Below are 11,963 nucleotides of genomic sequence, written 5' to 3' on the forward strand. Positions count from 1 at the left end.
GACCGATTGCAAGCGGTCGGCGTGGCCATTGTGGCTCTTGACAGCGGATTGGGTCATATGAGCGAAAACCCGCCAGATCGAGCAAGGTGCCTTCAAGCAAAATGGCGCCGCAGGTTGAGCATAAGTCAGCGAGCGGGCCGCATTTGAGACAAGGTGATGTGAAACGAAAGGGCGCTGACCTTCTGGTCGCGCCCTTGAAGTTGAACGTCAGATTGTCCAAATGCGGCCCGCGCAGCGTCGGCTGGTCCGCCGTTCGTTAGAACGGCGGAACCTGAGACGTAACCCCTAAGGCCGCTGGCCCATGCCGCCCTCAAGGGTGACAGTCTCGCCGTTCATGTACTTAAAGTCGGGGCCGCAGAGCTGAACGACCACGCGGCCGATTTCCTTCTCGACGTCGCCGTAGTGACCAGCCGGCGGCATGTGGACGTTGGCCTTGAACGCCTCGGGATAGGCATCCTGGAAGTTCTCGAGCGCAGCGGTCCAAGCAAGCGGGCAAACGATGTTGACGTTGATGCCGTCCTTGCCCCACTCGTTGGCAGCGACGCGGGTCAGACCGCGGATGCCCTCCTTGGCGGCAGCATAGCTGCACTGGCCATAGTTGCCAAACAGGCCGGCGCCCGAAGCAAAGTTGACCACGGAGCCCTTGGTCTCCTTCAGGTGCGGATAGGCCTTCTGCATGTACAGATAGGTAGCATACAGACCGGAGTAAATGGCCAGGTTAAACTGATCCATGGTGTGGTCGGCGATGGTCACGCCCGAGGCGCTGGCCTGAGCATTGTTGACGACGGCGTCGATGCGGCCGAACTCCTCAATGGCCTTGTCGATGACGTTCTGGACGACGGCCTCGTTGTCCTGACCAGCCGAGACATCGGCCTGAACAGGCAGAACCTTGACGCCGTACTCGGCCTCGAGGGATTCCTTGGCAGCCTCGAGCTTGGCGACGTTGCGGCCGGTGATGACGAGGTTTGCGCCCTCCTTGGCAAAAGCGATATCGATGCCGTAGCCGATGGAGCCAGCGGAGCCGTCCTTAAGCGTGGCCTTGCCGCCGCCGGTGACAATCACGGTCTTACCAGTGAAAAGTCCCATACAAAGTCCTTTCAAATCGCGACGGGCGAACCCGCCGACTGCGCGCATCCAAATAAACGCGCCAAAAGCTGAGATGCAACTTTAGCGTGTTCAAGCGAAAATAAAAGACCACGGTAGGCGAACGGCACCACGTCGTTCGGCGAAGGGATTGTCAAGTACAAACTGGATATAGCGACCGAGTTATTGTTATCAGATCGAGCCATCGAACACGTTTTGAAACTTTGCTGCGGCGCGCGGGATGTCGGCGCGAGACTTTATCATAGGGTGACAAACAACGATGAGGAGCACATGCCTATGACAGACGAGCTGGACCCCCAGACTCAACAGCATATTGATGATTCCGCAGACGTCACCGCAGATACTGACGCTGTGACCTGCGATGGTATCGACATCGACGACCCCATCTTGGACGAAAGCGCTACGGCGGAAACCCCCGAAACAGAAAACGCCGATGAGCAAAACGACGATGCGCCCGCTCAGGACGACGCCCCTGTACAGGACGACGCCCCGCAAGCAGCGGGCCCCATCGAGGTGTCTTCGGAAGAAGAGCTCGATGCCGTCATGGACTCCATGATGGATGCTGTCAAAGCGATGAAAGACGCCGTCGCCGATGCCGATATTGATGCCGAGGAAGAGGAGGCCGCCGAGGCGGCCTCGACCTTTGTGCCCGGAGAGACTCCGGTTGCCGACCAGGGCAGCACCATGCCCTCGTTTCTGCAGCTCGAGCACCCCACGATTGGCGCCGATGCGGTCGATCCGCACGCAGCAGGCTTTTCTGTGGTCGAGGGCGGTACCGGCAATATCGCCGCGCCGCAGGCTGCCGATGCGGACGCCGCCGACACCGCTCGCCCGACCGCCCCGCACTCCCCCGCCGCGAGCCGCGATCTGGGTACCGCCGTCTCGAACACTGCGAACGCCGTGGGCACCTTTATCGCCCAGGGTGCCTCGGCCATGCGCGAGATGAACGCCGCGAAAAAGGCACTTGCCGATGCCCGCACCCACCTGGCCGAACTTGAGCAGCGCATTGCCGATCAGGCCGAGGAACTCGAGACGCGCCAGGATATCGCAGGCCGCTACGACCAGATCGTCGCCGACCAGCGTCAGGCGATTGCCGCGGCCCAAAAGACTGCAGCGGCCGCTGAGATTGACCGTGATGCCCACGCCGCCAAGGCGACAGAGCTCAAGGGCCAGCTCGAACAAATGAAGACAGAGGATGACGCGACTGAACTCCGCTTGAAGGCCGCGCTCGACGCCGTGGAGGCCCGCGAGGCGAGCTCGCGCGAGACCGGCAACCGCCTCGTTCGACGTCTTGAGGATTCCAAGCGCATCCGCGACAAGGTGAAGGCCGAGCGAGACGCCGGCATTGCGGCCGCACAACAAACCGTCGACGCCACGCGCGCCCAGCTCGAGACGCTGCGTCATGAGTATGCCGAGCTGCAACGCAATCCCTCGGCAAATCCCGCCAACTATACGGTGCGCACCAGCGAGCTCTCGATGCAGATTTCCGACACGGCAGATGCCCTGCGTAAAGCCGAAGAAGATGTCCCGCGCATCACCGCCGACCTTGAGCACTCGCTTGCCGCAGCCGAGCAGGCCGTCGAGCAGGCTCAAGCCCCTATCGCCGACGCAAAACGCGCGCACCAAGCCGTGACGACCGAAGCCGATGCCGCGCGCGACGAGCTGCAGACGGCGAAGACCGCCGCCGCGACTCGTCAGCGCGAACTGCGCGAGAAGATCGCCGCGGAGGACAAGGCACGCCGCGAGCAGGAGCAGACCATCGCCAACGCCCAAGCAGATGCCGCACATGCACAGTCGATCATCGAACAGGCGACCGAGGTGCACGACCACCCAGAAATCACTGAGTCGCTTGCAGGATCCTTGGCCCGAGACAAAGCCGAACACGCCGAGACCGAGCAAGAAGTCGACCAGCTCGAGGCCGCCGAAGACGACGTACGAGAGCGCACCCGCGACTCACGCATCAAATTCACCGGCGCCATCGTCTGCATCGTCGCCGCAATCCTGGTGATCATCCTAGTCTGGCTGTTCGCAAGCAAGTAGTCATTGGGGACGTTCTTAAACGACTAGTCAAACAAGAACGTCCCCAACGACTAGCCCAATGACGAGAGTGGATAATCTCCCACTTTGAGCCCCCAAGCAGGCCAAAAACGGGAGATTATCCACTCTCATTCTGCAGGCACTCATTTAAGTACGTCCCCAATGAGTACCTGCCGATGCTTTGGCAAAGTCAGCGAAAACGCCCCTAAGCGAGCAAGGTGACGTGAAAGAGGGGGGCATTGACCTTCTGGTCATGCCCGACGATTGAACATCAGATTGCCGCTTAGGGGGGTTTGCAGCGTCGGCCGGTTACGGCGTTTGTAAAACGCCGTAACCTACAAAATGAGCATCGCGTCGCCAAAGCTGAAGAAGCGGTAGCGCTCTTCGATAGCAGCGGCGTAGGCATCCATGATCTGGTCGCGGGTGGCAAGCGCGCTTACGAGCATCATGAGCGTAGAGCGCGGCACGTGAAAATTCGTGATCAGCGCGTCGACCACGTGATAGGTCGAGCCGGGCATGAGGTAGAGCTGCGTCGTCGCGTTCTCGCGCACCACGATGTCACCGCGGCCGAGCGTGTCGGCGCCGTCCTCACGACCCTCAAAATAGCGCGCCGTCACAGCCGGATCGGACACCGGCGCGTCCGCGTCAAACGCGCTCTCGAGCGAGCGCACCGCCGTGGTACCGACGGCGATCACGCGATGTCCCTCGGCCTTCGCCCTATGCACGGCGTCGACAACCTCCTGCGACACGTGGTAGCGCTCGGTGTGCATGACGTGCTGCGTGGGGTCGTCCTCCTCCACCAGACGGAAGGTATCAATACCCACCTCGAGCTCGACGGCGGCAAACTTCGCGCCCTTGGCCTCGATAGCCGCCATGAGCTCGGGCGTGAAGTGCAGACCCGCCGTGGGAGCAGCGGCCGAATGCTCCTCCTTCATGGCGTAGACGGTCTGGTACTTCTCGGGGTCGCCCTCGTAATCGGTAATGTAGGGCGGCAGCGGCACGTGGCCGGCAGCATGGATGGCCTCGTCGAGCGTGCGCGGGTCGCCGGCGGCATTGCAACCGGCCGGCTCAAAGCGCACCAGACGGCCACCACGGCTATCGGTGACAAAGTCGATGACCTCGGCCGTCAGCACCACGGGAGCCCCCTCGGGCGCATGGGCGCCACCGGCTCGATACTCAATCTGAGCACCGGGCTTCAGACGCTTGCCCGGCTTGACCAGACACTCCCAAACGTGACCCAGCGGGTCAACATCCTCGCGACGCTTGAGCAGCAGCGTCTCGACCACGCCACCCGAGCCGGCTTTGCGACCGATCAGGCGGGCCGGCATCACGCGCGTCTTGTTGATGACGAGCACATCGCCCGGCTCGATATAGTCGATGATGTCGCGGAAGATGCGGTGCTCGACGGTGCCGCCATGCTCCAGCGGCGTTCCTGCCTGGGAGCCTTTGCGATCCACCACCAGCAGGCGGCAGGAGTCACGCGGCTCGGCAGGAGCCTGGGCAATCAGTTCCTCAGGAAGGTTATAGTCAAAATCATCGGTACGCATAGACACGTCGGATTCTCCTTATATAGCTAAAGTCCGCTCTACATCCTAGCAGGCTAACGTCCCAAATGAACTACTTTTTGGCAGCTTTGCGCTCGTCGCGGATGCGGGCGCGGTCCATGGCCGCCTCGACGGCCGAGAAGCGGCAACCACAGTAGTTCTGCCGATACATGCCAAGCTCGCGCGAACGACGCGTGGCCTCGGGGTAATACGGGCGAAAATCGCGGATCACCGGGGTAAGCCCACGTGCCGCCGCCAGGCGCTCGAGTACGTCATTGCAGGTGTCGAACAGCTGGTACGGCGAGACGGCGAGCGTCGTACCCACATATTCAAACCCGCGCTCCTGGGCAACGCGGCATGCCTCGGCCAAGCGCAAGGCATAGCACACGCGACAGCGACGGGGACGATCGGCACCCAACGGGGCCACGCCGGTCTCCCAGCGTTCGCGGTCCTCCCCGGCCTCGATGAGCTCGATGTCGCCGTCGGCACACCACCGGCGCAGCTCGTCCAAACGGCGCTGCCATTCATCGCGCGGCTGAATATTGGGATTGGTCCAGCAAATCGTGGGCTCAAACCCCTCCTCGCGCAGCAGGCGAACCGGCTCAAGCGAGCATGGCGCGCAACAAGCATGCAGCAACAACGGCTTCATCGACATCTCCTCCCCCGCAATGATTTTTTAATCCCCGTCCCAGAAAAATCATCCCAAAAAGACTACCTTGCGAAAAAGCGCACGCCAAAGGACGTGTCCTCGCAGGCGGCAATGCGGCGGTCGCGCAGGATCGTCCGCACGTAATACCAGTCGCCCGTGCATCCCGAAAGGTGCAAACCAGCCGCCAGGTAGCACAGCAGCGGATACCCAGAAAACGCAAATCCCAGGGCAAACGCCGCCGTCACAACAACCGTCGGCGCCAGGCAAACCGCCATATACCGCCGGCGCGAATACACAATCCCCTCGGCGCAGGCATAGATCATGCACGTCTCACGGTTCGCTCCAAAAGTCACGTGCGCACTCGCGGGCGCCAGCAGCTTAAAAAACACACCGTGCACCAGCTCGTGCACGGCAAACGACGCCATTGAGACCGCAGCCAAGCCGACTATCCAGCCCAAGACCGCCGTCCAGCCGCCCGCGTCAGCCGCATCCAAGTCTGCAGGCCCGCCCAGCAGCATAAACACCGGCACCAGGCACACGGCAAACACGCCGACTACGACCATCCCCCACACAAAGCAGGCGTGCAGAAAATCCTCGTCCTCAAACGCATGTATGTTGGAAATCTCATTCATAGCATCTTAGGATAGCGCCCCTGCCACGTACCCGTCCGCATGTGCGATAATGTCGAACGATATGCACGAATTGACCACCGCGCCGCCGAACCCCGTGCCCGGCTGCGCTCTTACAATATGCGAAGGAGTCCCATGGCATCCAAATACTCCATGAACGACCGTCCCAGCTGGCCTCGCCGCGCCATCGTTACCGCCGGCGAGCCCTACGGCAACAAGGGCCTTCACTTTGGCCACGTTGGCGGCGTCTTTGTCCCGGCCGACTTCTTCGCCCGCTTCCTGCGCGACCGCCTGGGCCGCGAAAACGTCATCTTCACCTCGGGCACCGACTGCTACGGCTCGCCCATCATGGAGAGCTACCGCAAGCTCAAGGAGAACGAAGGCTACGATAAGTCCATCGGCGAGTATGTCGAGTCCAATCACTCCCGCCAGGCCACGACCCTCAACAACTACAACATCAGCTGCGATATCTACGGCGGCTCGGGCCTTGAGCCGGCGGCCCAGATCCACAACGAGGTGACTGCCGAGATTATCGAACGCCTGCACGAGCAGGGCACCATCTCCAAGCGCTCCACGCTGCAGTTCTACGATGCCAAGGCCGGCACGTTCCTCAACGGCCGCCAGGTCATCGGCCGCTGCCCCATCCAGGGCTGCAAGTCCGAGAAGGCTTATGCCGACGAGTGCGATCTGGGCCACCAGTTTGAGCCCGAGGAGCTCATCGCGCCCAAAAGCCAGCTCACCGGCGAGGTGCCCGAGTTGCGTCCGGTCGACAATCTCTACTTTGACCTGCCGGCCTACCTCGACTTCATGAAAACCTACACCGCCAAGCTCGCCCAGAACCCGCAGGTTCGCTCCGTGGTCTCCAAGACCATGGAGGAGTGGCTGCTGCCGGCTCAGCTCTACATCCAGAACAAGTTTCGCGAGGCCTTCGACGCCGTCGAGGACCAGCTTCCCGAGCACACCGTGCTGGAGCCCGAGGGCAACAAGAGCAGCTTTACCGTCACCTTCCCCAGCTGGAAGGAGCGCGACGACGCCCACGCGGTGCTCGCCAACGGCGGCGTGCGCTTCCGCAGCGGCAAGGCGCTCGTGCCCTTCCGCATCACCGGCAACATCGACTGGGGCGTTCCGGTGCCCGAGGTCGATGGCGTCTCCGACGTCACCTGCTGGTGCTGGCCCGAGAGCCTGTGGGCGCCCATCAGCTATACGCGTACCGTGCTCGCGCGCGATGCCAAGGCAGCCGGCGTGACCGAGGGCGTCGCCGCCCAGGATGCCGCCCTCATGGGCGAGCCCGCTGCCGACTCCACGCAGGTCCCCGCGCCCACCTACCAGCACAGCTCGCTCGACTGGCGCGACTGGTGGTGCTCGGACGACGCGCAGATCTACCAGTTTATCGGTCAGGACAACATCTACTTCTACTGCATCGCGCAGACCGCCATGTGGGAGGCCCTGGGCTGGGACCTCACGCAGAGCACCGTCAGCGCCTGCTACCACCTGCTCTACATGGGCAAAAAGGCCAGCTCGTCCTCGCAGACGCCTCCCCCGCCGGCAGACGACCTGCTCAACCACTACACCTGCGAGCAGATGCGCGCGCACTGGCTGTCGCTCGGCCTGTCCGAAAAGCCGGTGAGCTTTAGCCCCAAGGCATACGACACCCGCGTGACCGGCAAGGACAAGGACGGCAACGAGGTGCGCGCCTGCGACGACAAGCGCGTCATCGATCCGGCCCTTAAGGAGAGCGCCCTTTTGACCGGCGTGTTCAACCGTCTGGCCCGCAGCTGCTTCTACGGCGTCGCCGTCAAGGAAGGCGACGAGAGCCCCTATCGCAACGGCTGCATCCCCGCCGGTGCGGCCTCTGCCGCCGTGGTCGAAGCCGCCGAGCAGGCAGCTCTCGCCTTTGAGCAGGCTATGTACAAGTTCGAGACGCACCGCGCGCTTGCCGTGTGCGACGACTACCTGCGCGCCGCCAACAAGCGCTGGAGCGACGCTTCCAAGGCCGCCAACAAGCTCGAGGGTAACGAGGCAAACGCCGCAATGACGCAGGCGCTCGTCGACGCCTTTACCGAGCTGCGCGTGGCGACCGTGCTCATGCACGGCATCGTCCCTGCCGGCTGCGAGCTCATCTGCGAGTACTTCGACATCGACCCGGTCGCCTTCTTTAGCTGGGATAACATCTTCGCCTCTACGGATGAGTTTGTGGAGAGCTTGGGCGAGAAGCCCGGCGAGCACCGCGTAAAGCCGCTGCCCCCGCGCTTCGACTTCTTTAGCAAGCACGAGAGCCAGTACTAAACACTCGACATGTAATGGAATGGGAAGGAAAGACGGATGTCCAAGCCGCGTCGTCGTAAGCAGAAAAAGCAGGTCAAGGCCGAGCTCAAGCTCAGGCAGTTTGCCGCCACCGAGCTTTCCGACCAGCTTGCCGCCCTTCCCTGCGCCGCCGACCTGCCGCGCTTTATGGTCGACACGATCGCCGGCGCCTATGCGCCCGCCGATGCCGAGCTCATGATCGAGGGCTTCGGTGCTGCAGCCACACGCCCGGTCACGCTGCGCGCCAACACGCTCAGGGCGACCGCCGAGGACATCGCTGCGGCGCTCGATGCCGCCGGCATCGCCCACAACCCCGTCGCCTGGTACCCAGACGCCTTCATCCTGCCCGACGCCCAGGTTTCCGACCTGTGGGACCTCGACATCTACCGCGACGGCAAGATCTACCTGCAGAGCTTGTCGTCCATGATGCCTCCTTTGGTGCTGGGCGCTCAGGCAGGCGAGGACATCCTGGACATGTGCGCAGCCCCTGGCGGCAAGACGACGCAGATCGCCGCCCTCACGCAGGGGCAGGCGCACCTTACCGCCTGCGAGATGAGCATTCCCCGCGCCGAGAAGCTCGAAGCCAACCTCCACCGCCAAGGCGCAAAAAACGTGCCCGTCATGCGCACCGACGCACGCGAGCTCGACGAGTTCTTCCGCTTTGACCGCATCCTGCTCGACGCTCCCTGCACCGGCACGGGCACCGTTATCAGCGGCAACGAGAAAAGCCTGCGCGGCCTGACCGAGCAGCTGCTCGTCAAATGCGCCCGCTCGCAGCGTGCGCTTCTGGACCGCGCCATGGGAGCCCTCAAACCGGGCGGCACGCTCGTCTATTCGACTTGTTCGATCTTGCCGCAGGAAAACGAGGACGCCCTGCAAGAGGCCCTCGACAAGCATATGGACTGCGAGCTCATCCCCCTCGACGGCACGCCAAGCGAAAGTGAGGCACGCCGCGCCCAGGAAGCTGGCGAGGAGCCGCGCATCGAGTCCAACGCCCTGACCGAGGCCATTGCCGCGGGTCAGGTATCGGCCATCGCCAACGGCCTGTCCGGCACGCTCACCATTCCGCCTAGCCGCGACTTTGAGGGCTTCTACATTGCCCTGATCCGAAAACGCAGCTAGCGCACGGATCCAAAACTCAACAAGCTATCTCCGTGCGCGTTTGCTCTGCTGGTCGCGATGCTGTTTAAGCGTCGCGCGCTCCTTGCGTTCGGCCCTTTTGCCCTTAATGGCCGTGACCACAAAGTAGATGACCGCGGCGGCAACGATTGCGCCCACGCACAGGCCAATCGAGCTAAACATTGCTGTCAATTCCATACCGCGTCACCTCTCTTTTAAACGGGACATTCAAGATAGCACCTCAATACCCGCCACCACAGCTCCTTCACGTTCGCCGGCCCTTCGGTCTAACGGATGGCGCGGCGGGGAAAAATCAACTCGTCAAACGATTTAGCAAGCACAACGCTGCCGGTACCCTGCCGGCCGTCATCACATAGAATCGAGCCTCCATGGATACCCTCAACGATCTAAACGAGCGCGTCGACGCCTTCGTCGGCACCAGTTCCTTCGACACGCCTGCCGCGGCAAACGACCAAGCTCCCATCGATGTGCCCGCCGAGGTTCACGAAGACATCGTCGCCTCGGTCGATTTCTCCGAGGTCGAGCTCGCAGACGAGTTCACCGAGCCCCAGGTAGCCGTCACGCCCAACGGCCTGCTCCCTATGGAGCCCCTGCCCATCGACGGACGTCTGCGCAAGGCTGCCCTTCGCATGCCCGACGAGATCGAGGAGGCCAGCGGCTTCACGCTCTTCGGCCGCCGCATCAAGTCGCTCATTTACACCACTGATGTCGCGGTTATCCGCAACTCCAACGCCGATGCCGTCTTTGCGGTCTACCCTTTCACGCCGCAGCCCGCCATTACGCAGGCGCTGCTGACCGTCGCCGAGTGCCCGGTCTTCGTAGGCGTGGGCGGTGGCACCACCACCGGCAAGCGCTCCGTTCAGATGGCAGCCGTCTCCGAGATGCAGGGTGCGGCGGGCTGTGTGGTCAACTCCCCCGCCACCGCCGAGATGGTCGAGCACATCACCAACATCGCCGACATCCCCGTCATCGCCACGGTCGTACGTTGCGACGACGATGCTCACGCCAAGGTGCGCGCCGGCGCCAAGATTCTTAACATCGCCGCTGGCAAAAACACGCCGCAGGTCCTGCGTGAACTGCGCGAGCACTATCCCAACCTGCCGCTCATCGCGCCGGGCGGCAAGACGCCCGAGAGCATCCGCGAGACCATCGCCGCCGGTGCCAACGCCATCATCTGGACACCGCCTTCGGCCCAGCAGCTACAGACCGACATGATGCAGCGCTACCGCAAGATGAAAGAAGACGCCACGCCTGTCATCTCGCACGACGATGTGCCCATTATCGACCAGGTCGCCGCCGCCGAGGTCAGCCAGGTCGAGAACATGAATCCCGACGTGCCGATTCCCGACGAGGTTATCGAGCGCGTCGCTTCGATCCACGATCATATCGAGGAGCGTCGCGCCAACCGCGGCCTCAAGCCGTCACTGCACGGCTTCTTCTTCCGCGGAAAGAAACGCTAGCAAAACATCTTGGCCCGCCCCACAAACGTGAGGCGGGCCGTTTTCGTTTGAGCAATCATGCAGCGATGTGATGGGGCAAATTAATCCACGCGCTTGTCGCCCATAAAGAAGAGCGCCACCGTGCCAGGTCCGGTATGCGAGCCAATCAGAGTACCGATGTTATTGATCTCAATCTTGCCTTTAAGCTGCGGAATCTGTTCCTCGATCAGCGCCGCAACTGCCTCGGCATCCTCGCGGCACGCCGAGTGCGACATGACGCACTTACCCGAATAATCCGCACCGTCCTGCACGTGTGCCATCATGGTCTTAGCCATCTCGGAAATCGCGCGCTTCTTAGTGCGAATCTTCTCACGTGGCGACAGCCCACCTTCGCAATCGACCGTCATAAGCGGGCAAATCTTAAGCGCCGTGCCGATGATCGCGCTCGCGGCCGAAATGCGACCGCCGCGCAGGTAGCTCGACAGATCGGTCGAGAAGAACCAGTGGTGCAGGTTGAGCTTGTGCTCCTCGATCCAAGCGGCCGTCTCGTCGAGTGACGCCCCGCTATCGCGCACGTCGGCGGCATATTCCAGCAACAGGCCAAAGCCCGAAGACGCCGCCAGCGAATCGATGACGCGCACCTTGCCGCCCTGGGGATAGCGATCCGCGAGCATCTGCGCCGCAACGCAGGCCGATCCATACGTGCCCGAAATACCCGATGACAACGTCAGGTGCAGCACGTCTTTGCCCTCGGCAACAAACGGCTCCCAAAACTCCTCGTACTCACCCACGCTCACCTGAGACGTCTTGGGCATGGCGCCCGCGGCAATCTGGGCAAAAAACTTGTCCGGCGTAATCGACTGATACAGATCGTCCGTATAGACAACATCGTCGATCTCGTAATGAAAACACACGACAGGGATATTGCGCGACGCAAAGAACTCACGGGTTCGGTCGGCGGCGGATTCACAGGTCAGGACAAAATCACTCATATGAGGCTCCTTACTCATTGCTGCGCAAATTATCGCACAGTGAGCCTACATACGGTACATATGTCCACTATTTACCAAATCGAACCAAAAATAGCGAACATCTTTACCACCATCGTCTCCACCGG

At 62.1% G+C, this 11,963-nt stretch carries 10 protein-coding genes; 4 read left to right on the top strand and 6 right to left on the bottom strand.

Annotated features, from left to right (window positions below):
- Positions 1–285 precede the first annotated feature (285 nt).
- On the bottom strand, positions 286–1,086 hold the full coding sequence (locus PMX72_RS06105) for an SDR family NAD(P)-dependent oxidoreductase (protein ID WP_006235414.1): 801 nt from the start codon (positions 1,084–1,086) through the stop codon (positions 286–288).
- Positions 1,087–1,380: 294 nt separating this feature from the next.
- On the opposite strand from PMX72_RS06105, the gene PMX72_RS06110 reads away from it, so the two are divergent.
- Positions 1,381–3,144, top strand: coding sequence for a coiled-coil domain-containing protein (locus PMX72_RS06110; protein WP_271729652.1), 1,764 nt, complete (start codon positions 1,381–1,383; stop codon positions 3,142–3,144).
- Positions 3,145–3,476: 332 nt separating this feature from the next.
- Here PMX72_RS06110 and queA read toward each other — a convergent pair whose 3' ends face one another.
- The 3 genes from queA to PMX72_RS06125 form a co-directional block, all read right to left on the bottom strand.
- Positions 3,477–4,688, bottom strand: coding sequence for a tRNA preQ1(34) S-adenosylmethionine ribosyltransferase-isomerase QueA (gene queA, locus PMX72_RS06115; RefSeq protein ID WP_271729663.1), 1,212 nt, complete (start codon positions 4,686–4,688; stop codon positions 3,477–3,479).
- A gap of 70 nt (positions 4,689–4,758) precedes the next feature.
- Complete coding sequence (locus PMX72_RS06120; RefSeq protein ID WP_161156292.1) at positions 4,759–5,334, bottom strand: epoxyqueuosine reductase QueH; 576 nt, start codon at positions 5,332–5,334, stop codon at positions 4,759–4,761.
- 62 nt (positions 5,335–5,396) lie between these two features.
- Positions 5,397–5,966: a DUF3267 domain-containing protein gene (locus PMX72_RS06125; RefSeq protein ID WP_161156290.1), complete on the bottom strand. Its 570-nt coding sequence runs from the start codon at positions 5,964–5,966 to the stop codon at positions 5,397–5,399.
- Positions 5,967–6,098: 132 nt separating this feature from the next.
- On the opposite strand from PMX72_RS06125, the gene PMX72_RS06130 reads away from it, so the two are divergent.
- Together PMX72_RS06130 and PMX72_RS06135 are read left to right on the top strand one after the other, a co-directional pair.
- Positions 6,099–8,249, top strand: coding sequence for a class I tRNA ligase family protein (locus tag PMX72_RS06130; RefSeq protein ID WP_271729653.1), 2,151 nt, complete (start codon positions 6,099–6,101; stop codon positions 8,247–8,249).
- Positions 8,250–8,285: 36 nt separating this feature from the next.
- Complete coding sequence (locus PMX72_RS06135; protein ID WP_271729654.1) at positions 8,286–9,389, top strand: RsmB/NOP family class I SAM-dependent RNA methyltransferase; 1,104 nt, start codon at positions 8,286–8,288, stop codon at positions 9,387–9,389.
- Between the two features lie 24 nt (positions 9,390–9,413).
- Here the strand turns inward: PMX72_RS06135 and PMX72_RS06140 are convergent, their stop codons facing one another.
- Positions 9,414–9,584: a hypothetical protein gene (locus PMX72_RS06140; protein ID WP_158558677.1), complete on the bottom strand. Its 171-nt coding sequence runs from the start codon at positions 9,582–9,584 to the stop codon at positions 9,414–9,416.
- Between the two features lie 191 nt (positions 9,585–9,775).
- Between PMX72_RS06140 and PMX72_RS06145 the strand changes: the two genes are divergently transcribed.
- On the top strand, positions 9,776–10,867 hold the full coding sequence (locus PMX72_RS06145) for a beta/alpha barrel domain-containing protein (RefSeq protein WP_117583993.1): 1,092 nt from the start codon (positions 9,776–9,778) through the stop codon (positions 10,865–10,867).
- Positions 10,868–10,947: 80 nt separating this feature from the next.
- Here the strand turns inward: PMX72_RS06145 and PMX72_RS06150 are convergent, their stop codons facing one another.
- On the bottom strand, positions 10,948–11,838 hold the full coding sequence (locus PMX72_RS06150) for a DegV family protein (RefSeq protein ID WP_117839725.1): 891 nt from the start codon (positions 11,836–11,838) through the stop codon (positions 10,948–10,950).
- Positions 11,839–11,963: the final 125 nt, after the last annotated feature.

Origin of the sequence: Collinsella aerofaciens, assembly GCF_028207065.1 — a bacterium.
Taxonomy (GTDB): domain Bacteria; phylum Actinomycetota; class Coriobacteriia; order Coriobacteriales; family Coriobacteriaceae; genus Collinsella; species Collinsella aerofaciens_AR.

Coding starts and splice junctions, on each gene's coding strand:
- PMX72_RS06150 (WP_117839725.1), bottom strand. CDS start 11,838: ATGAGTGATTTTGTCCTGACCTGTGAATCCGCCGCCGACCGAACCCGT.
- PMX72_RS06125 (WP_161156290.1), bottom strand. CDS start 5,966: ATGAATGAGATTTCCAACATACATGCGTTTGAGGACGAGGATTTTCTG.
- queA (WP_271729663.1), bottom strand. CDS start 4,688: ATGCGTACCGATGATTTTGACTATAACCTTCCTGAGGAACTGATTGCC.
- PMX72_RS06110 (WP_271729652.1), top strand. CDS start 1,381: ATGACAGACGAGCTGGACCCCCAGACTCAACAGCATATTGATGATTCC.
- PMX72_RS06105 (WP_006235414.1), bottom strand. CDS start 1,086: ATGGGACTTTTCACTGGTAAGACCGTGATTGTCACCGGCGGCGGCAAG.
- PMX72_RS06120 (WP_161156292.1), bottom strand. CDS start 5,334: ATGAAGCCGTTGTTGCTGCATGCTTGTTGCGCGCCATGCTCGCTTGAG.
- PMX72_RS06130 (WP_271729653.1), top strand. CDS start 6,099: ATGGCATCCAAATACTCCATGAACGACCGTCCCAGCTGGCCTCGCCGC.
- PMX72_RS06135 (WP_271729654.1), top strand. CDS start 8,286: ATGTCCAAGCCGCGTCGTCGTAAGCAGAAAAAGCAGGTCAAGGCCGAG.
- PMX72_RS06145 (WP_117583993.1), top strand. CDS start 9,776: ATGGATACCCTCAACGATCTAAACGAGCGCGTCGACGCCTTCGTCGGC.
- PMX72_RS06140 (WP_158558677.1), bottom strand. CDS start 9,584: ATGGAATTGACAGCAATGTTTAGCTCGATTGGCCTGTGCGTGGGCGCA.